This is a genomic window from Stenotrophomonas sp. PvP093, from assembly GCF_017876915.1.
Taxonomy (GTDB): domain Bacteria; phylum Pseudomonadota; class Gammaproteobacteria; order Xanthomonadales; family Xanthomonadaceae; genus Stenotrophomonas; species Stenotrophomonas muris.
Genome location: NZ_JAGIOX010000004.1, coordinates 93,565 through 112,900, shown reverse-complemented (window position 1 = coordinate 112,900; position 19,336 = coordinate 93,565). Strand labels below are relative to the sequence as shown.

General features: G+C 69.4%; 16 protein-coding genes. 1 reads left to right on the top strand and 15 read right to left on the bottom strand.

The annotated features are described in order from the left end of the window. Positions 1-76: 76 nt before the first annotated feature. On the bottom strand, positions 77-1,447 hold the full coding sequence (mgtE, locus tag J3A72_RS03215; RefSeq protein ID WP_014648829.1) for a magnesium transporter: 1,371 nt from the start codon (positions 1,445-1,447) through the stop codon (positions 77-79). A gap of 346 nt (positions 1,448-1,793) precedes the next feature. Between mgtE and J3A72_RS03210 the strand changes: the two genes are divergently transcribed. Beyond that, positions 1,794-3,572 carry a monovalent cation:proton antiporter-2 (CPA2) family protein gene (locus J3A72_RS03210; protein WP_014648831.1) on the top strand — a complete coding sequence of 593 codons (1,779 nt, stop codon included), beginning with the start codon at positions 1,794-1,796 and terminating at the stop codon, positions 3,570-3,572. 190 nt (positions 3,573-3,762) lie between these two features. On the opposite strand, the gene J3A72_RS03205 is transcribed toward J3A72_RS03210, so the two are convergent. The 14 genes from J3A72_RS03205 to J3A72_RS03140 form a co-directional block, all read right to left on the bottom strand. Next, positions 3,763-7,101 (bottom strand): ankyrin repeat domain-containing protein, encoded by a 3,339-nt coding sequence (locus J3A72_RS03205; RefSeq protein WP_032960601.1) that lies wholly within the window; start codon positions 7,099-7,101, stop codon positions 3,763-3,765. Next, complete coding sequence (locus J3A72_RS03200; RefSeq protein ID WP_032960603.1) at positions 7,094-7,354, bottom strand: YcgL domain-containing protein; 261 nt, start codon at positions 7,352-7,354, stop codon at positions 7,094-7,096. Before J3A72_RS03200 ends, J3A72_RS03205 begins: the two co-directional genes overlap by 8 nt. A 160-nt stretch (positions 7,355-7,514) precedes the next feature. Next, positions 7,515-7,955, bottom strand: a complete 441-nt coding sequence (locus J3A72_RS03195) for a hypothetical protein (RefSeq protein WP_032960605.1) — start codon at positions 7,953-7,955, stop codon at positions 7,515-7,517. Positions 7,956-8,016: 61 nt separating this feature from the next. Beyond that, a complete protein-coding gene (locus J3A72_RS03190; RefSeq protein WP_014648835.1) occupies positions 8,017-9,255 on the bottom strand; it encodes a beta-ketoacyl-ACP synthase in 1,239 nt (412 codons plus the stop codon). After that, positions 9,255-9,986 (bottom strand): 3-ketoacyl-ACP reductase FabG2, encoded by a 732-nt coding sequence (locus tag J3A72_RS03185; RefSeq protein ID WP_075075823.1) that lies wholly within the window; start codon positions 9,984-9,986, stop codon positions 9,255-9,257. The genes J3A72_RS03190 and J3A72_RS03185 overlap by 1 nt, the downstream gene beginning before the upstream one ends. Then, complete coding sequence (locus tag J3A72_RS03180; protein WP_069117654.1) at positions 9,983-10,438, bottom strand: hypothetical protein; 456 nt, start codon at positions 10,436-10,438, stop codon at positions 9,983-9,985. Before J3A72_RS03180 ends, J3A72_RS03185 begins: the two co-directional genes overlap by 4 nt. Beyond that, positions 10,435-11,619 (bottom strand): beta-ketoacyl-[acyl-carrier-protein] synthase family protein, encoded by a 1,185-nt coding sequence (locus tag J3A72_RS03175; RefSeq protein WP_014648838.1) that lies wholly within the window; start codon positions 11,617-11,619, stop codon positions 10,435-10,437. Before J3A72_RS03175 ends, J3A72_RS03180 begins: the two co-directional genes overlap by 4 nt. Then, positions 11,616-12,173, bottom strand: coding sequence for a DUF3261 domain-containing protein (locus tag J3A72_RS03170; RefSeq protein WP_014648839.1), 558 nt, complete (start codon positions 12,171-12,173; stop codon positions 11,616-11,618). Before J3A72_RS03170 ends, J3A72_RS03175 begins: the two co-directional genes overlap by 4 nt. Next, a complete protein-coding gene (locus J3A72_RS03165) occupies positions 12,161-13,411 on the bottom strand; it encodes an NAD(P)/FAD-dependent oxidoreductase (protein ID WP_014648840.1) in 1,251 nt (416 codons plus the stop codon). Before J3A72_RS03165 ends, J3A72_RS03170 begins: the two co-directional genes overlap by 13 nt. Positions 13,412-13,463: 52 nt before the next feature. After that, positions 13,464-15,818: an MMPL family transporter gene (locus J3A72_RS03160; protein WP_075075824.1), complete on the bottom strand. Its 2,355-nt coding sequence runs from the start codon at positions 15,816-15,818 to the stop codon at positions 13,464-13,466. Next, positions 15,811-16,440 (bottom strand): outer membrane lipoprotein carrier protein LolA, encoded by a 630-nt coding sequence (locus J3A72_RS03155; RefSeq protein WP_032960616.1) that lies wholly within the window; start codon positions 16,438-16,440, stop codon positions 15,811-15,813. The genes J3A72_RS03160 and J3A72_RS03155 overlap by 8 nt, the downstream gene beginning before the upstream one ends. Beyond that, positions 16,437-16,868 carry an acyl-CoA thioesterase gene (locus tag J3A72_RS03150; protein WP_032960618.1) on the bottom strand — a complete coding sequence of 144 codons (432 nt, stop codon included), beginning with the start codon at positions 16,866-16,868 and terminating at the stop codon, positions 16,437-16,439. The genes J3A72_RS03155 and J3A72_RS03150 overlap by 4 nt, the downstream gene beginning before the upstream one ends. Continuing rightward, complete coding sequence (locus tag J3A72_RS03145) at positions 16,855-18,405, bottom strand: aromatic amino acid ammonia-lyase (RefSeq protein ID WP_075075825.1); 1,551 nt, start codon at positions 18,403-18,405, stop codon at positions 16,855-16,857. The genes J3A72_RS03150 and J3A72_RS03145 overlap by 14 nt, the downstream gene beginning before the upstream one ends. Further along, positions 18,395-19,336 (bottom strand): acyltransferase, encoded by a 942-nt coding sequence (locus tag J3A72_RS03140; RefSeq protein ID WP_014648845.1) that lies wholly within the window; start codon positions 19,334-19,336, stop codon positions 18,395-18,397. The genes J3A72_RS03145 and J3A72_RS03140 overlap by 11 nt, the downstream gene beginning before the upstream one ends.

Sequence of the window (19,336 nt, the reverse complement as noted above, 5' to 3'; positions counted from 1 at the left end):
CCGACCCCTGCTGCGGATATCCGGGGTCAGAGCCCTTCGCTGCGCGAAGGGATCCGACCCCGGCGTGCACGTTTTGTTACAGCAGCGTGCCGTGCAGGATCATCGCGGCGATGCTGAAGTAGATCACCAGGCCGGTCACATCCACCAGGGTGGCCACGAACGGGGCCGAGGCGCTGGCCGGGTCGAAGCCGAGCCGCTTCAGGATGAAGGGCAGCATCGAGCCGGACAGCGAACCGAAGGTGACGATGCCCACCAGCGCGGCGCCGATGGTGATCGCCAGCAGGATCCAGTGCTCGCCGTAGTCGTGCAGGCCGCCCAGCTGCCAGATCACGATGCGCACGATGGCCAGGCAGCCGAGGATGGCGCCCAGCACCATGCCGGTCGGCACTTCGCGCAGGGCCACCTTCCACCAGTCGCGCAGGCGCAGTTCGCGCAGTGCCAGGCTGCGGATCAGCAGCGAGGTGGCCTGCGAGCCGGAATTGCCACCCGAACTCATGATCAATGGGATGAACAGGGTCAGCACCACCGCGCGCGCCAGTTCGTCCTCGTAGTGCTGCATCGCGCTGGCCGTCAGCATCTCGCCCAGGAACAGCACGCTCAGCCAGCCGGCGCGCTTGCGCAGCATCTCGAAGAAGCCGATCTGCATGTACGGCTTGTCCAGCGCTTCCATGCCGCCGAACTTGTGCGCGTCCTCGGTGGATTCCTCGATCAGCGCATCGAGCACGTCGTCCACGGTGACGATGCCGAGCATCTGCTGCTGCGCGTCGACCACCGGAATCGCCAGCAGGTCGTGGCGGCGGATCAGCCGTGCCACCTCTTCCTGGTCCATCAGCGCATCCACTGTTACCGGCGGATTGACCTGGGCCACGTCCAGGATCGATTCCTCGGGCAGGCCGGTGATCAGCCGGCGCATGGTCACCACCTGCTGCAGCTGCTGGCTGGCCGGCTCCAGCACGTAGATCGCGTACACCGTCTCGCGGGTGCGCTCGACCTGGCGGATGTGCTGCAGGGTCTGCGCCACGGTCCAGCTGGCGGGCACCGCCACGTACTCGGTGGTCATCAGTGCGCCGGCGGTGTTCGGCGGGTAGCTGAGCAGCTTCTGGATGACCTGGCGGGCGTCGGTGCCCAGCAGCGGGATCAACCGCGCGCGCTCTTCCTCATCCAGCTCGTGGACGATGTCGGTGGCGCGGTCGTCGGCCATCAGGCCCAGCAGCGCCGCAGCCCGCGCGGGTGGCAGTGCGGCCACCAGCTCACCGCTGCGGTGCAGCTCCGGCGCTTCGAGCATCTTCACTGCACGCGGCAACGGCAGCGCAGCCAGCGTTTCCGCGGCGCGGGTCAGGTCCAGCGTGTTGAGGAATTCCACCGCGTCGGCGGTGTTGTAGTTCGCCAGCGGTGCGGCCAGTGCGGCGGCATCGGCCACCGGGCGCAGCAATTGCTTCTGGTTCATCGGTTTTGCCTTGTGGGGATGCGACCTCGCGCAACGCCAACGCAGGCAAACCGTCCCGGTGTCAGGCGGTGGCCATCGCTGGCGTCGAACGAGGTCGACTTCTACTGTCGCTGGACATGGGTTGGGGACTCCGGGATGCGTATGCCAACGGACGCGCCGCCAGCGGCGGGCAGTCTGGACCCGTGGGCCATGCAGGTCAACCTGGGCGCCCCGCGCTGGGTGGCCGCCCGGCCGGTTGTTCTCGTGCATACACAGGCCGGCGCGCATAATGTCGTGGTGGCGCTCGCCACGCCCTCCCCCATCCGAACGGACGCACAGCGGGCTCCCCCGATGACCAGGTATTCCCATGCATAGCGGTGGTCTGGAACTGGCCCTGGTACTGCTGCTGGCGGCGGTCATCGCCGTGCCGGTGTTCAAGAAGTTCGGCTTCGGCGCGGTACTGGGCTACCTGGCGGCCGGCGTGGTGCTGGGCCCGGACGGGCTGGGCTTCGTGCAGGACGCCGACCGCATCCTCGGTGCCGCCGAGATCGGTGTGGTGATGCTGCTGTTCGTGATCGGCCTGGAGCTGTCACCGGCACGCCTGAAGGTGATGCGGCGCTCGGTGTTCGGCGCCGGCGCGGCGCAGGTGGCGTTGTCCGGGCTGGTGCTGGGCGGCCTGCTGCTGCTCGATCACTTCCAGTGGAAGAGCGCGCTGGTGGTCGGCGTGGCGCTGGCGCTGTCATCCACCGCGGTCGGCCTGCAGCTGCTGTCCGAGCACAAGGCGATCAACAGCGACCATGGCCGGCTCGGGTTCGCCATCCTGCTGTTCCAGGACCTGATCGCGATCCCGCTGCTGGCGGCCATCCCGCTGCTGGGCGGAGTGAAGAACGAGACCCTGCGCTGGGAAGATGCGGCCGTGGCGCTGGGTGCGCTGGCGGTGGTGATCCTGTGCGGACGACCGGTGCTGCGCAAGGTGTTCAGCATCATTGCGCGCACCCGCAGCCCGGAAGTATTCACTGCCACCGCCCTGCTGGTGGTGCTGGGCACCGCCTGGTTCATGCAGGAAGCCGGCCTCAGCCCCAGCCTCGGCGCGTTCCTGGCCGGCGTGCTGCTGTCCGATTCGGAGTTCCGGCATGAGCTGGAAGCGCAGATCGAACCATTCAAGGGGCTGCTGCTGGGCCTGTTCTTCATCGCAGTGGGCATGGGCATCGACCTGGACCGCATCGCCGCCGAGCCGTGGCTGATCGCCGCGGGTGTCGGCATCCTGCTGGTGGTCAAGTTCAGCCTGCTCTACGCGGTTGGACGTGTCGCCCGGCTCAGCTCGCGGCAATCGCTGCTGCTGGGCAGCGTGCTGTGGCTGGGCGGCGAGTTTGCCTTCGTGGTATTCAACGAGGCACAGCGCGCGCACCTGCTGGGCAACGCCAACCACGACCGGCTGGTGGCGATCGTCGGCCTGTCGATGGCGATCACGCCGCTGCTGATGATCGCGCTGCTCAAGCTGCTCGGCCAGGAAAAAGCCGCACCACGCGCGGCGGCCGAGGCCGACAAGGTGGCGCCGGACAACCGGCCCAAGGTGCTGATCGCCGGCATGGGGCGCTTCGGCCAGGTGATCGCGCGCCTGCTGACCGCGCAGAAGGTGCCGTTCGTGGCGCTGGAGGCGAACCCGGACACCGTTGCCGACCTGCGCCGCTTCGGCAACCAGCTGTACTACGGCGATCCGACCCGGCCGGAGATGCTGCGTGCGGCGGGGGGCGAGCACATCGATGTGTTCGTGATCACCGTGGATGACCCGGAGACCAACCTGCGCGCGGTACGCATGGTGCGCCGGCTGTACCCGGACGCGACGGTGCTGGCGCGTGCACGCAACCGCCAGCATGCGTGGCGCCTGATGGACATGTCGGCCGAGCCGTTCCGCGAAGTGTTCGGCACCAGCCTTGAGATGAGCGGGCGCGTGCTGACCGCGCTGGGCGTGGCGCCGGACGTGGCCGAACGCCATGTGCAGCGCTTCCGCGAGCACGATGAGCAGCTGCTGCGCGACCAGTATCTGGTGTACGACGACGAGGCAGCGGTGATCCAGACCTCGCGCGACGCACGCAACGACCTGATGCATCTGTTCGAGGCCGACGCGGAAAGCGACGGCAAGTAGGCGTGCCGACCAACGGTCGGCACCCACCGGTGGCAGGATCGGCACCCACCGGGGGCAGGGTTGGCACCGACCCGATCGATGGCGGACCCGGTAGTGCCGCCCGCTGGCCGGCAGCCTCGGTATCCCGGAGGTCTCAGCAGGTTGCCGGCCAGCGGCCGGCACTACCCACTGCGGATTCCGATCCCGGTGCTCAACCGTTGTCGCGCAGGAACCGCGCCATCGACGAAACGCCCGGTACGCGCGGTTCGAACTCGCCAGCGACGTCGATGAAGCCGCGCATCACCGCGATCTCGCGCGGGCTGCGGTTGAGGCTGTCGCGCACTTCCGGATCGGCACCGGCGCGCAACAGGCGCTGCACCAGCAGCGGCAGTCCATGCAGGGCGGCCAGATGCAGCGGGCCGAAGCCGCGCGGATCGCGCACGTCCAGGCTGACGTCCTCATCCAGCAGGCGCTCTACCGCCGCCATCACCACCTGCTCGTCGCAGGCGGTTCCCGGCTCGGCGCGTGCGCCCAGCAGCAGCAGCAGCGGCGTGACCGAACCGGCGGCGGCCTGGTCCGGCTCGGCGCCCGCCAACAGCAGGGTGTCGAGCAGGGCCAGCAGGCGCGAGCGGTCGCGGGCACTGAAACCGTACAGCGCGGCACAGTGCAGCGGGCCCAGCTGCTGCGCGTCACCGGCATGCACGTCGGCACCGGCAGTGAGCAGGCGCGCGACGATGTCCGGCAGGCCCAGCGCCGAGGCCAGCATCAGCACGGTCACCCCGCCCGGCAGGCGGTGTTCCAGCTTGGCGCCGGCATCGAGCAGGGCCGAAACGATGTCGACCTGGCGCATGCTGACCGCCGCCGACAGCGGCGTCGCGCCGCTTGCAGCGGCGTGCTGCGGATCGGCACCGCGCGCCAGCAGCAGGTCGGTCACGGCCAGGTGACCACCACCGGCCGCACGCAGCAGCGCGGTGCAGCCCTGTGCGTCGACCGCGTCGACGGCAAATCCCAGATCGATCAGGCGGCGCACGGCGTCTACATCACCGGCCATCGCAGCGGCCGGCAGATCGGCCTCGCGCAGGGTACGGCGCGGCAGCGGCCACACCCGCCAGTCCAGCCAGTCGGCCAGGTCACGGCGACCGATCGACAGCGCCACGCCCAGTGGCGTCTGACCGTCGGCGGCACGTGCTTCCGGCGAGGCACCGTGCTGCACCAGCAGCTTCAGTGCGCCTTCGCGGGCCAGTGCGGTGGCCAGATGCAATGCGGTCATGCCATGACTGTCGCGCGCCTCGCGATCGACACCGGCCTTGAGCAGGGCCTGCTGCAGGCGCAGCCAGCCCAGGCGTACCGCCAGCGACAGCGGTGGGTCACCGGCCGGCGAAGCGGCGAACGGATCGGCGCCACGCTCCAGCAGTTCCAGCGCCAGTTGTTCCAGGCCGCGGGCGGCCTGGTCGTGCTGTGCGCAGGCGGCCAGGAAGCGTGCCAGCCCACCGCGCCCGGCCGGCGACAGGCCGCGCTGCAGCATGACCTGCAGCGCCGGCACCGCGTCGATGCCGCGCGACAGCAGCGCGAACATCGGCGTATCGGCGCAGGCGTCGCGCACATAGGGATCGGCACCGTGGGCCAGCAGCCAATCGACCGCGCGCGGCTCCAGGGCCAGCTCCGGATCGAGCAGCAGGCCGCCCAGTTCTTCCGGCTGGCACAGTCTGGCCAGCGCGGCCATGCCATCGGTGTTGCCGAAGCCCAGCGCTTCGCGCAGCAGGGTCAGCGGCGGACGGTCCGGCAACAGGCCGCTGGCGCTGGCCGCTTCACCGCGCTCGGCCAGGCCATCACTGACGGCTGCCGGCAGCGGATAGGACGGGTCCAGCAGGGCCACGATCGCCCAGCGGCCCGCTTCGGCCGCATAGTCCACCGCGCGGCGGCCAACCGGGTCGGTGGCGTCGGCGGCGATGCCCAGTTCCACCAGGCGCTTGATCAGCAGCGGCGAGACATCCTCGGCCATCACTGCCAGCTGCACCGCATTGCGGCCTTCGCCGTCCACCGCGACCAGGTCCGGCTTGTGCGGCAGCAGGTGCTCGACCACGGCGGCACGGCCGGCACGGGCGGCTTCCAGCCACGGCGTGCGGCCCAGTGCATCGCGCGCTTCCAGGTTGGCGCCGGCGCCCAGCAGCACGCCGATGATCTCCACGTGGCCGGCCAGCGCTGCCTCGTGCAGCGCGCTGCGGCGCTGGCGATCACGCGCGTCGGCGCGTGCCTTGTGCTTGAGCAGCAGCTGCACGCCAGCCGGATCGTCGTCCTCGGTGGCGGCGGCGGCCAGCAGTACCGGGGTGCCGTCGGCCGGTTCGCTGCGTGCACCGCGCTCGAGCAGGAAGCGGGCCAGGCGCCAGTTGCCGACCTGGCAGGCCACCGCCAGCGGCGACCAGCCCTCGCGGTTCAGCGCATCGACTTCGGCAGCGGCATCGCGCAGCAGCGCGGCAACGCCCGGGTCGGAACTGCGTGCGGCATGGTGCAGCGGGGTGTTGCCATCGCTGTCGGTGGCACGTGAATCGGCGCCGTTGGCGAGCAGGGTCATCACCGCTTCGGGGCGGCCATGCCAGCTGTCGCGGGTGGCGGCCAGCAGCGGGGTCATGCCCCGGTGCGGCGCGTTCACATCTACGCCGCGGGCAATCAGCTCGCGCAGCAGGCGCAGGTCCGGCAGCACCGCCGCCAGCACCGCCAGGCTGCGCTGGTCACGCCAGTTCGGGTCCGGCAGCGCATACGGATCAGCACCGGCCTGCAGCAGCTGCAGGCCGCGGTCGACGCGGCCCTGGCGCGCGGCCTCATACAGGGCCGGTGTCAGTTCCTGCGGCGCCATCGCCTCCAGCGGCGCGGTTTCGGCCGCAGCGGGGAACATCGGTTCCTGTTCGCTGCTGGCAGCGGCGAACGGGCTGGGGCGCAGCGACACCAGCGGCGCGGGCGCGACCCGCTGCAGCAGCAGGTGCAGCGCCGGCGACAGCAGCACGACCGCCAGTGCGGCGGGCCAGCGTGCGCCGTCCGGCAACAGGCCCGGCCAGGCCGGCAGCACCACCAGTGCGGCCAAGGCGATCACCAGCGCCGCCACGCCAAGACCACGCCAGGCGGTCAGGTCGCGGCCGGCCAGCGCCTGCCAGTGCTGGGCCAGGCTGCCATCCAGGCGTTCGACATCGTTCCATAGCGGCCAGGTGCGCCAGGCCGCCAGCAGGCCGGCACTGACCAGCACGCTCAGGCCCAGCACCGCCGCCAGGCTGCCGCTGTCACGCAGGGCCGCCAGCGGCCAGGCCAGCAGCAGCGCCAGCAGCAATGGCGCGGCAGCCCACAGCGCCAGCAGTGCGGGCAGGTCCTGGCGTGCGACCACCTTCAGCGGCAGCAGCGCACGGCTGCGACGCCACCACGACACGCCCAGCGCGAACGCCGGCTGCGCCAGTGCGGCAAGGATGGCACCCGGCACACCGCCCACCGCGGCGCCCAACGCCAGCATGGCACCCACGGCGAAGGCGATCGACAGGGCACGCGGACGGGAGGTGTCAGTCATAGTGTCGCGGCATCAGGCTGGCCACCGACGGCGGTACCTGCAGGTAGAACCCGCGTTCGCTCATTTCGCTGCGGACCTTTTCAGGATCGGCCTGGGCCAGGCGGCGCTGGACATCCAGGGCCACCTCCAGGACGAAGGCGAGCGTCCCCAGCGAGGTGAGCAGCGGCGCGGGCAGCGCGCTGAAATCATCGCGTCGGGGAACGTAGACGTAGGTGTCCGGCTTGAGTTGGCTTTTATAGACGTAGGCGTGCATGTCCGCGGGACGATAACCCGGGAAGAGCCATGATTGTGTCGGAAAGCCGACACCGGGGAAAGCCGTCAGCCGACGATGGCGGCGCGATCGGCGGCGTTTCCCCTGCGAGGTTCAGCAATGTGGCGGCGACGTTCAGCCAACGCCGCCGCCACGCGGGCGCTTACTTGACCTTGGCGTAGGTACCCTTCAGCGCGACACCGGCGAGGATGGTGCCGGCGTAGCACTCGTAATTGGTGCTGCTCTTGAACTCGTTCTTCTTGTAGTAGCTGACGATGTCGACCACGGCGTTGGCGCCGCGCGACCTGGCGCCGTCCTGCAGCGCGCGCAGCGCCGACAGCGCGACCCAGCGGCAGGCCTCGGCATCGCTCTTGTTGGCGGCGTTGGTCTTCTTGTTGGTCACGTCTTCACCCAGGCGCTGCTGCACGCTGACCGGCTGGCCGGCCAGGTAGAAGCGCACGCTGCCGTCGATGCCGGCGTCCTTGGCAGCCTGCGAGCTAACCAGCTCCTGCAGGGACTGCTCGACGCGGGTATCGCGGGCAGAGGCGGTGGAGGTCAGGGCCAGCAGCGCGGTGGCAGTGGCGATCATGAGAGTGCGGCGCATCGAAACTTCTCCTTGTCAGGGGTGCGGGTGGATGGCGGAAACAGTGCGGTGGGGCGGTGGATCACTCGCTCCAGCGGCGGAACACCAGTGAGGTGTTGATGCCGCCGAAGGCGAAGTTGTTGCTCATCACGTACTCGGCCTGCAGTTCGCGGCCCTGCCCGGTGATGAAGTCGAGCTGGCCACAGCGCGGGTCGACCTCGGCCAGGTTCAGGGTCGGCGCGAACCAGCCGGCGCGCATCATCTGGATGCTCAGCCAGGCCTCGAACGCGCCACAGGCACCCAGCATGTGGCCGACATAGCTCTTCAGCGAGCTGATCGGCACGCGGTTGCCGAACACCTGCGCGGTCGCCTGGGTTTCGGCGATGTCACCGTGGTCGGTGGCGGTGCCGTGGGCGTTGACGTAGTCGATCTGCGCCGCGTCCAGGCCGGCATCCTCCAGCGCCAGGCGCATGGCCTGGGCCATGGTGTCGGCGCTGGGCTGGGTGACGTGCTGGCCATCGCTGTTGGTGCCGTAGCCGACCACCTCGGCAAGGATGGTGGCGCCGCGCGCCTGCGCGTGCTCCAGGTCTTCCAGGATCAGCGTGCAGGCGCCCTCGCCCAGCACCAGGCCATCACGGCCGGCATCGAACGGGCGCGGGGTGGTCTGCGGCGCATCGTTGCGAACGCTGGTGGCGAACAGGGTGTCGAACACCGCCGCTGCGGTGGCATCGAGCTGCTCGGCACCGCCGGCCACCATCACCGTCTGCTTGCCACTGCGGATCGCTTCATAGGCCGCACCCACGCCCTGGCTGCCGGAGGTGCAGGCACTGGACGTGGTGTACACGCGCCCGGACAGGCCGAAGAACACGCCGATGTTGACCGGCGCGGTGTGGCTCATCATCTTCAGGTAGGTGGTGGCACTGATGCCATCGGTGGTGAACTCGTTGAGCATGCGCCCGAATTCACCGGTGGCCTCGTGGCTGCCCGAGGACGAGCCGTAGGCCACGCCGGTACGGCCGCTGCGCAGCACCGGATGCTCGTGCAGGCCGGCTTCACGCAGTGCCACCTCAGTGGCGCGCACCGACATGATCGCGACCTTGCCCATCGAGCGGGTGGTCTTGCGGTTGTAGTTCGGCGGCAGCTCGAAATCCTGCGCCGGCGCGGCCAGCTTGGTGTTCAGCCCGGCATAGACATCCCACTCGGGCATCGCACGCACCGCATTGCGGCAGCTGCGCAGGTGTGCCTCGATGGTCGGCCAGTCGTGGCCGAGCGGACTGATGGCGGCGGCACCGGTGACCACCACGCGACGATCGGCGGCCATCAGATCATGCCTCCGTTCACCGAGATCACCTGGCGGGTGATGTAGCCGGCCGGCTCGGACAGCAGGAACGCCACCGTGGCCGCCACTTCGTCGGGACGACCGACGCGGCCGGCGGGAATCAGCTTGAGCGCGTGTTCAACCACTTCATCGTTGAGCATTTCGGTCTCGATCAGGCCCGGGGCCACGCAGTTGACGGTGATCTGGCGGCTGGCCAGTTCCAGCGCCAGGGCCTTGGTGGCACCGATGATGCCGGCCTTGGCGGCGCTGTAATTGACCTGCCCGCGGTTGCCGGCCAGTCCGGACACCGACGACAGGGTGATGATGCGGCCAGGCTTGCGCCGGCGCACCATCGGCATGATCAGCGGATGCAGTACGTTGTAGAAACCGTCCAGGTTGGTGTGGATGACCAGGTCCCAATCCTCCGCTGACAGTGCCGGGAAGGCACCGTCACGGGCGATGCCGGCGTTGCAGACCACGCCGTAGTACGCGCCGTGCGCTTCGACATCGGCCTCCAGCACAGCGCGTGCGGCCTCGCGATCAGCCACGTCGAACATCAGTACGCGGGCCTGCTGGCCCAACGCGTGGATCTCGGCCATCACGGCCTGTGCCTCATCCAGGCGGCTGCGGCAATGCACCACCACGTCGAAGCCGTCACGCGCGATGCGCAGCGCGATGGCCCGGCCGATGCCCCGGCTGGCGCCGGTCACCAGCACGCTTCGATTCCCTGTCATGCCTGTCCACTCTCCAGATAGGCCATCGCATCGGCCGGTTCGAACACCGACACGTTGGCTGTCGCCCATTCGTCCTCGCCTGCCAGGATGCGGCAGGCGAACATCCCCAATCCATTGTCACCCAACAGCTCGCAGCGCGCCTGTACGCGCAGCCGCGATCCGCTGGGAAAGCTGCTGCGCGGGCTGCTGTAGCGGCGGCTGCCAAGCAGGAAGCCCAACTGCGGCGGCTTGCCCGTCGCACGCGCACGGCAACCGGCCCAGGCCGCGATGGCCTGCGCCATGTATTCGATGCCGACCCACGCCGGCACCTGGCCCTCCTCGACGAACAGGCCCGCGTCGGGCACCACCAGTTCGGCCTCGATGGTGTCCTGGTCCCAGTGCGTGATGCGCTCCAGCAGGCACATGTCCTGGCGGTGCGGCACCACCTCTTCGATCGCGTACAGCGTGTTCATCGACGCTCCAGCGCCAGCACGGCATTGCTGCCGCCGAAGGCGAACGAATTGCTCAGCACCCGCCGCGGTGCCTGTGCCAGGCGGGTGGCCGGTGCGACCAGCGGCAGTGCCGGCAGCGCGGGGTCTGCCACGCCGTCCCACCAGTGCGGTGGCAGCTGCTGCTGCGGGTTCCCGGCCAGCACGATCCAGCACAGTGCAGCTTCGATCGCGCCTGAAGCACCCAGCGTATGGCCGGTCAGCGGCTTGGTCGAACTGGCCGGCACCTGGTTGCCCAGCACCTGCGACACCGCCAGGCTTTCCATCGCATCGTTGTGGCCGGTGGCGGTGCCATGCAGGTTCACGTAGTCCACTTCATCAGCCGCCCAGCCGGCGCGCTGCAGCGCCTGCTGCAGGGCATCGATGGCACCCAGGCCCTGCGGATCGGGGGCGGACATATGGTGCGCGTCGGCCGATTCGCCCCAGCCGGCCAGGCATACCGGGCCGGGTTCGCGGGTGAGCAGGAACAGCGCGGCACCCTCGCCGATGTTGATGCCGGCACGGTGCTGCGAGAATGGATTGCAGCGCAGGGCCGACACCGATTCCAGCGCGCTGAAGCCGGCCACGGTGAAGCGGCACAGCGAGTCCGCGCCACCTGCGATCACGGCGTCGACGATACCGGCCCGCAGCATGCGTGCAGCCGACATCAGTGCCTTGGCACTGGACGAGCAGGCGGTGGACAGGGTCCACGCCGGCCCCTGAGCGCCGCTGCGCTGGCGCACGAACTGCGCGGCAGTACCCATTTCCTGCTGGGCGTAATCGAACCCGGGCGGCCATTGGCCCTGTTCGGCATGGGTGCGCAGGGCCTGCTCGGATTCACCGATGCCCGAGGTACTGGTGCCCAGCACGACCGCCACGCGTTCGGCGCCGTGGCGGGCGATCGCGGCGGCCACCGCCGGTGCGATCTGCGCCAGTGCCACGTCCAGCAGGGCGTTGTTGCGCCCGCGCAGGGCGGCCGGCAGTTCTTCCAGCGTCGGCAGCGGTGTACGCACCTGCCCCAGCGCCAGGGTGTGCCCCGGCAGCAGGGTATCGTTGTCGCTGAGCCCGCCCGGCACGCCGGCGAACATCGCCGAAGCCACCGCGTCGCGGCCATCGCCGAGCGCGCAGACCACGCCCAGATCGTTCAGATAGATCGGTGCACTCATCGATCCGGCCCGGCCATGTCGATCGATTCGATGCGCAGCGCATAGCCTTCGGCGCGGTTGTCCAGCTGCACGCTGCCATCGTCCAGGCGCTGCAGCTGCAGCCACACCGTGCCGTCGCGCGACAGGCTGCGCTGATGGCCATCGTCACGGACCTGCCAGCCGGCTGGCAGCGCGGCCGCGATGGCTGCGGTCGGCCACAGCGCGAACTGCAGGTCATCCAGCACGCGCTCGGCGCGCACCTGCGGCGGCAGCCACGGCGCGCGCTGCTGGGTCAGCTGCCGGCCGTCCCACTGCAGGCGCACGCCGGTCTGGCCCATCGCCTGCACCGCCAGCTGCACCTGCTGCGCATCGGCTTCCAGCAGTGCATCCAGGTCGCGCTCATGCGTGCCGAACCGGAAATGCAACTGCTGCTGCAACGCCAGCGGCGCCGGCAGGCTGGCCGGCGACAGGCGCAGCGGCGGCAGTTCCACCAACGGCTTCGGCATGCGGCCGGCGCAGGCCACCAGCAGCAGGCTCAGCAGCAGTGCTGTCGCAGGGGCGATCAGGCGCCGCACAGCTGCTCCAGCACGCGCATGCGGCGGCCACTGTCATCGGCCACGTACGGGTTGTTGGTGTCCCAGGCGTAACCGGCCAGGATGGAGCTGATCATGTCGCGCACTTCGGGCTGCTGCTGCGGGTGGTAGATGATCTTCTGGAAACCGCCTTCGTACCAGCTTTCGACAAAGCGGCGGAAGGTCTTCACGCCCGCCCGCAGCGGGACCGAGAACTCCGCTTCCCAGTCCACGGCTTCGCCGGCATAGCGGCGCGCCAGGCATGCACTGGCCAGCTGCGCGGACTTGAAGGCGATGGTCACGCCGGACGAGAACACCGGGTCGAGGAACTCGCCGGCATTGCCCAGCAGGGCATAGCCCGGCCCCCACAACGAACTGACATTGGCCGAGTAGCCGGTGATGCGGCGCACCGGCAGCACCGCCCATTCGGCATTGGCCAGCAGCCGGGTCAGGTTCGGGTCCTCGCCGACGATGGCCTGCAGTTTCTGCAGGTCGTCGCCCTCGTAGCGCTCGAAGAACGACGGTTCGGCGACCACGCCCAGCGAGCAGCAGCCGTTGGAGAACGGGATTGTCCAGTACCAGACGTCGACATGCTCGGGATGGGTGGTGATCAGGATCTTGTTGCGGTCGAAGTCAGCTTCGGCCGGAATGTTGTCGCGCACGTGGCAGAAGATCGCCCCGCGCACCGGGAAGTTGGACGGGGATTCCAGCTGCAGCAGGCGCGGCAGCAGGCGTGCGAAGCCCGAGGCGTCGAGGATGAAATCGGCCTCGATGCGGTACTCGCTGCCGTCCGGGCGGCGCACCGTCACCGCCGGCTGCTCGCCGGCTTCGACCGACAGCACTTCATCACCGAAACGCAGCGTGGCCCCCATGCGCTCGGCACCGCGCGCCAGCACGTTGTCGAAGTCGGCGCGCTGCACCTGGTAGGTGGTGCCCCAGCCCGGCGAGAACTTCTTCCTGAAGTCGAATGCGGTACGCGCTTCGCCGTGCACGAAGGCCGCGCCGTTCTTGTGCTGGAAGCCGGCTTCGACCACGTCCTGCAGCAGGCCGGCGGCCTCGATGTACTCCATGCTCTGCGGCAGCAGGCTTTCGCCGATGGAGAAGCGCGGGAACTGCTGGCGCTCCAGCATCAGCACCTGGCGGCCCTGCTGGCGCAGCATCGCCGCAGCCACGGAGCCGGCCGGGCCGGCACCGATGATCAGGATTTCAGTACGTTCGACAGCATCCACAGCAGTATTCATCGGTGCGTCCTTGTTGCTCGATCAAGTGGAAAGAAGGAAGTCGGAAGCAGGCTCAGGCCCGCGGCAGATCATGCGGCGGCGGCCGGAACAGCGGCGAGATCAGCCAGACCAGGCCGATGCCGAACAGCAGGGTCAGGCCGAACGCGCGCAGCGCCGGGGTCTGCGACAGCCCCAGCAGGCCGAACGACAGCCAGGTGCTGGCCGCGCCCACGCACACCGCCAGCCAGGCACTGGCATCGCCGCGGTGCTCGATCAGGAAGATGCCGTAGTCGATGCCCATGCCCAGCAGCAGCATCAGTGCCAGCACGTTGAACAGCTGCAGTGGCTGGCCGAACAGGCCCAGCAGGCCCAGGGTCAACGCACCGGCAATCAGGGTCGGCGCGAACACGCGCCAGGCCTGGCGGCGGTAGCGCAGCCACAGCGCACCGAACACCAGCACGATGCCGACCAGCAGCAGCCCCCCCATCAGCTTGCGGTAGTGGCCCAGCAGCTGCGAGAAGTCGGCGGTGCGGTCCACCCAGCGCACACCCGGCAGGCCTTCGGCCGCCCCGCGCAGGGTCGCCAGCGCATCGGCGCGCGACAGGTCATCGACCATCACCACGCTGATCATCTGCCCACCGACCTCACCCACCCACAGGTGACGGAACGGCTGCGACGCCGGCGAGGCCAGGAACGCCTCCGCGGTCAGCGGCGTGGTGGCGAAGTCGGGGCGCGGCAAGGGTTCTCCGACCGCATCGGACACGGCCTGCAGCACGCCCGGTTCCACCTTGGCGGTCAGCGCCGCATCGGCCTGCTGGCGTGCCGGCGACGGCAGCCAGTCACTGATCGCGCGGTAACCGCCGATGCGCTTGTCGTTGGCCAGTACACGCAGGCGTTCGGTCAGTGCTTCTTCGCGCTGCAGCAGCTGTGCAGCGTCACTGCCCTGCACCAGATAGAACTGCGCCGGGCTGGGCATGCCCAGCAGCTGGCTCAGGCGGATCTGCTGGGCCATCAGTGCCGGCGGTGAGGACTGCAGGCTGCGCAGGTCGTCATTGCTGTGCAGGCGGGCGATGCCGATGGCAGACAGCGCCAGCGTGATCACCACGAACACCGTCACCGGCCGGCGGCCATGCAACCGCGGGAAGCGCTCCAGCGTGTTGCCCAGCCACTGCGAGAAACGGGTCTGGCGGATCTCGCCGCCATCCAGCCACGGGAACCAGAAGATCACCGTGAGGAACGCGGCGGCCAGACCGACCACCGAGAACAGCGCCATCTGACGCAGGCCCGGGAACGGGGCCAGGCCCAGGGCCAGGTAGGCCAGCGCGCTGGTCAGCAAGGCCAGCCACAGGCCCGGCAACAGGTGCCGCAGCAGCTTCCAGCGGCGATCGGCCGGCTCGGCCTGGCGCGAGGCAAACCAGTGGATGCCGTAATCCTCGGCCACGCCCACCAGCGACGCACCGAACACCAGGGTGAGCACGTGCACCTTGCCGAACACCAGCACGGTCACCGCCAGCGCCACGCCACAACCGATCAGCAACGACGCGGCGACCAGCAGGATCGGCCGCAGCGAACGGAACGCCAGCCACACCAGCAGCAGCACCGCGGCCAGCGAGCCCCAGCCGATCGTGTTGATCTCCTGGTTGGCCTGCACCGCGGCCGCCTCGGCGTGCAGCGGCACGCCGGCATGCAGGATTTCCAGCTCCGGCGCTGCCGCCCTGGCAGCCCGCCCGGCACGTTCCAGCAGGCCGTCGAGATGACGCTCACCGTCGAGCTGGAACGCCGAACCCGGTGTATCGAACTGCAGCACGGCCCAGTGCCTGCCCTCGGCTTCGAGCAGGCCGTCATCGCCCAGCCGCAACCCCGAACCCTGCGCCTGCTGCTGCCACCATTGCGGCCACAACGACAACGGGTCTTGCCGCCAGTCGGTCAGGCGCGGAGCGCCCATCGGGCCGTACAGCGCGGCCAACGCCTGCTCGGCCAACGCGCCCGGTTCGCTGCCCTGCAGCTGCTCGCGCTGGGCCGGCGTCAGCAGGCGGTCGCGGTACGGCGCGTAGAACGCGCGCGCCTCATCGAACCAGCCTTCGATCGAACCACTGGGCACCAGCAGGGCTCGGTCAGTGTCCTTGGCCATGGCCGCGGCAAAGGCCGCCTGCGCACGCTTGGCGGCGGCGCCGTCCCTGCTGCCCAGCAGCACCACCACCTGCCGCGAGCTGCCGTCGGCAATGCGCCGGGTGACGTCGCTCAACAGGCGGTCATGCGCATCCTGCGGCAGCAGCGCGAGGATGTCGGTGTCGATCCGCGATTGCTGGCTCCACAGGTGCCACTGCTGCGCGCCCAGTACCAGCAGCAGCAACAGCCAGGCGATGCCCAGCCAGTGCCACCAGCCCCGCAGCCGCTCCGGTGCGTTCGATGCGACGGCCTCACTCAAAGCGGCGTGCCTCGTCGGCGGTGAGCGTGGCCGGCGCCTCGCTCAATGCACTGAACTGGATCTGCGTGCGGTCCTTGTTGGCCTCGACGATCTCGACCTGGCGCACGTAGCGGTCACCCTGCAGGGTCAGCGACTGGAACGCCTTGGCCAGCATCGCCGACTTCGGCGTCAGCCGCAGCCGCCAGCCCTGCCCTTCACGGCTGGCCGCCACGTTGAACTGGCTGGACAGCGCCTGCACGTCGCCACTCATCAGCGCGAACATGATCGCGTTCACCGAACGCATCGCCGGCTGCTGCCGTGCATCGAGCTCGACACGGGTGCTGCCATCGCGCTGGCGGCTCAGGATGCGGTCGGCGGTGACCACCACTTCGGAAGGGAACGGCTTGAGCGTGGTCCAGATCACGCCGTGCTGGCGCGCGACCACGAACTGGCCCTGCGAGCGCAGCGGGTTCCTGAAGCCGCTGACCTGCTTTTCCTGGCTGAACTGGCCACGCAGCACGTCCGGCCGCGCCACCGCCTGGGTGATCGCATCGATGGCGGGGTCGGCCGCCTGCACCTGCGGTGCGGCAACGAAGATCAGCGCGCACAGCAGCACGCTCGAAAGACGGACAAGGGGGTTCACGGCGCAGGCACTCCCAGGCGTTCCCACAGTACCGGCGGGCACTGGTACAGCATTTCCTTGCTGGCCGCGTCCACCGCGACCTGGATGGTCATCGCGCGGGTCAGCACCTGGCCGCTCTGCGCATCGAGGATTTCATACTCGATCTTCAGCCGGTTCTCCCATTCCACGATGCGCGCGACCACGCGCAGCGCCTGGTTGAACAGCAGCGGGCGCACGTACTTCACCCGCGCATCGACCACCGGCCACAGGTAGCCCGATTCGAGCATCTGCGGGTAGTCGTAGTCGTAGCGCCCGAGCAGCGCGCAGCGCGCGATCTCGAAGTACTTGAAATAGTTGCCATGCCAGACCACGTTCATCGGATCGCAGTCATGGAAGGCAGGGGTCAACGCAATTTCGCCAACCCGTTCGATGGCCTCATTCACCGGCATACAGCTCCCAACGTTGCGCGCGGATCTCCACCAGCAGTTCCCGCAGTTCGCGATCCAGCGCGCGGTCTTCTTCAACCAGGGCGATGCGCTGCCCCAGGTCGACGTACATGTCGGCCAGACTGCCATGTAGCTGCGCGTTCAGGCCAACCCGCTCACGCAGCGCCAGGCCCTGGCGGGCGGCGATCAGCATCGCGGCCACCACCTGTTCGGTCAGCTCGATCACGCGCAGGCAGTCGCGCGCGGCGATGGTGCCCATGCTGACCTTGTCCTGGTTGTGGCACTCGGTGGAACGCGAGAACACGCTGGCCGGCATGGTCTGCTTCAGCGCTTCGGCAGTCCAGGCCGACACGCTGATCTGCAGCGCCTTCAGGCCATGGTTGATGGCCGCGCGCGCGCCGGTGGCCGCCGACAGGTTGGCCGGCAGGCCATGGTTGTAGCGGGCATCCACCACCAGCGCCAGCTGCCGGTCGAGCAGGTCGGCAACGTTGGCCACGGTGTTTTTCAGGGTGTCCATCGCCAGTGCGATGTGGCCGCCGTAGAAGTGGCCGCCATGCAGGATGCGCTCGCCGTCGGCGTCGATCAGCGGGTTGTCGTTGGCACTGTTCAGTTCGGTTTCGATCAGCTGGCGCAGGAACGGCAGGCTGTCTTCCAGCACGCCGATGACGTGCGGCGCGCAGCGCAGCGAATAGCGGTCCTGCAGGCGCTGTTCGTTGCGCGGCGGGCGTTCGCTGTGCAGGTCGCTGCGCAGGCGCGCAGCGATGCGGCCCTGGCCCGGGTGCGGCTTGGCGGCGAACAGGGTTTCGTCGAAGTGGTGCGCGTTGCCGTCGCTGGCCAGCACGTTGAACGCGGTCAGGCGCGTGGCCATGCGCGCCAGGTAATCGGCGCGCTGCCAGGCCAGGCAGGCCAGGCCGGTCATCACCGCGGTGCCGTTCATGATCGCCAGGCCTTCCTTCGGCCGCAGCTTCAGCGGGGTCATGCCGATCTTCGCCAGCACTTCGGCCGCCGGCTGCACGCGGCCGTCATGCAGCACCTCGCGCTCGCCGCACAGCACCGCCGCCACGTACGACAGCGGGGTCAGGTCGCCGCTGGCACCGACCGAGCCTTCGGCCGGGATCATCGGCAGCACGTCGTGCTGCAGCAGCGTGGCCAGGCCTTCCAGCAGCGGCACGCTGACGCCGGACATGCCGCGCACCAGCGACGCCAGGCGCGCGGCCAGCACCGCGCGGGTCTCGACCGGGTCCAGGTAACGGCCCAGGCCGCAGCCGTGGTAGGTGTACAGGTGGTGCGGCAGTTCCGCCACCAGCGCCGGCGGGATGTTCACCGTGCACGAGTCGCCGTAGCCGGTGGTCACGCCGTAGATCACACCGTCCTCGCGCAGCAGGCGGTCGAGGAAGTCGGCACCGCGCTGGATGTGCGCGCGGAACGCCGGCGCGTCGCTCAGTGCGGCCTCGCACTGGCGCTGGGCCAGGGCAACCACGTCTTCGATGGTCAACGGTGCGTCGCCAAAGCGGCACACGGGTACGGCGTCAGTCGTCATGCGGAGCCTGATCCCAGAAGGGGAAGAAATTGAACCAGTCCAACGGGGACTGGATGACCTGGAGTTCCAGCCAGCGCGCGAAGCGCTGTGCCTGTTCGGCCAGCGCGGCGTCGCGCGAGCCACGCGGCAGCACGATGCGTTCGGCGAACTGTTCGAATGCCACCCGATAGCCGTCGCCCTCGTGCAGGCAGGCCATGGTGTAGACCGGGCAGCCCAGCGCCGCGGCGAGCACATAGGCGCCGATCGGGAACGGCGCGCGGTGGCCCAGGAAATCGGCAGTGACGCTGCGGCCACCCTGTACCGGCGTGCGGTCGCCGACGATGGCAACGAAGCCCCCCGCCGCCACGCGCTCGGCCAGCATCACCGCGGTGGCCGGCCCCATTTCGGTCACCTGCACCAGTTCCACCGCCGCCAGCGGGTCCAGCCGCTGCAGCAGGCGGTTGAAGCGCTGCGCATGCGCGGTGTGCACCAGCACGGTGATGCGGAACCCCGGCACCTGTTCGGCCAGCACCTGGCACAGCTCCAGGCAGCCGATGTGCGCGGTGAGGATCAGCCCGCCCTCGCGGCGCGCGATCTTCTGCAGCACCAGGTCACGATGCAGGTGGATGCGCTCGGCCGGGTAGCGCCCGCCCAGGCCGAGGATCTTGTCCAGCATCGTATCGGCGAAGGCGAAGAAGTGGCGCAGGCTGTCACGCCGTGTCGGCGCGCGGCCGAGCACGCCGCTGTGCGCCTGCAGCCGCTGCAGGTACTGCATCGAAGCCTGGCGCCCTATACGGTTGCCCAGCCAATGGCAGGCCACCACCGGCCACACGCACAGGCGGAACGGCCAGCGCCCGAACCAGCGGTGCACCCAGCACAGGAACAGCACGCCGGCCACCGACGTCGATTCGCCGATGTCGGCCCAGTGCGGGGCACCCTGCGCGGCCGCCAT

Excerpts from the sequence above, each read along its gene's own strand:
- J3A72_RS03145 (WP_075075825.1), bottom strand. The coding sequence starts at position 18,405 with ATGACGACTGACGCCGTACCCGTGTGCCGCTTTGGCGACGCACCGTTG.
- mgtE (WP_014648829.1), bottom strand. The coding sequence starts at position 1,447 with ATGAACCAGAAGCAATTGCTGCGCCCGGTGGCCGATGCCGCCGCACTG.
- J3A72_RS03210 (WP_014648831.1), top strand. The coding sequence starts at position 1,794 with ATGCATAGCGGTGGTCTGGAACTGGCCCTGGTACTGCTGCTGGCGGCG.
- J3A72_RS03190 (WP_014648835.1), bottom strand. The coding sequence starts at position 9,255 with ATGGCCGCCGATCGTCGCGTGGTGGTCACCGGTGCCGCCGCCATCAGT.
- J3A72_RS03180 (WP_069117654.1), bottom strand. The coding sequence starts at position 10,438 with ATGAACACGCTGTACGCGATCGAAGAGGTGGTGCCGCACCGCCAGGAC.
- J3A72_RS03200 (WP_032960603.1), bottom strand. The coding sequence starts at position 7,354 with ATGCACGCCTACGTCTATAAAAGCCAACTCAAGCCGGACACCTACGTC.
- J3A72_RS03165 (WP_014648840.1), bottom strand. The coding sequence starts at position 13,411 with ATGAATACTGCTGTGGATGCTGTCGAACGTACTGAAATCCTGATCATC.
- J3A72_RS03150 (WP_032960618.1), bottom strand. The coding sequence starts at position 16,868 with ATGCCGGTGAATGAGGCCATCGAACGGGTTGGCGAAATTGCGTTGACC.
- J3A72_RS03205 (WP_032960601.1), bottom strand. The coding sequence starts at position 7,101 with ATGACTGACACCTCCCGTCCGCGTGCCCTGTCGATCGCCTTCGCCGTG.
- J3A72_RS03195 (WP_032960605.1), bottom strand. The coding sequence starts at position 7,955 with ATGCGCCGCACTCTCATGATCGCCACTGCCACCGCGCTGCTGGCCCTG.
- J3A72_RS03185 (WP_075075823.1), bottom strand. The coding sequence starts at position 9,986 with ATGACAGGGAATCGAAGCGTGCTGGTGACCGGCGCCAGCCGGGGCATC.
- J3A72_RS03140 (WP_014648845.1), bottom strand. The coding sequence starts at position 19,336 with ATGGCGGCCGCGCAGGGTGCCCCGCACTGGGCCGACATCGGCGAATCG.
- J3A72_RS03175 (WP_014648838.1), bottom strand. The coding sequence starts at position 11,619 with ATGAGTGCACCGATCTATCTGAACGATCTGGGCGTGGTCTGCGCGCTC.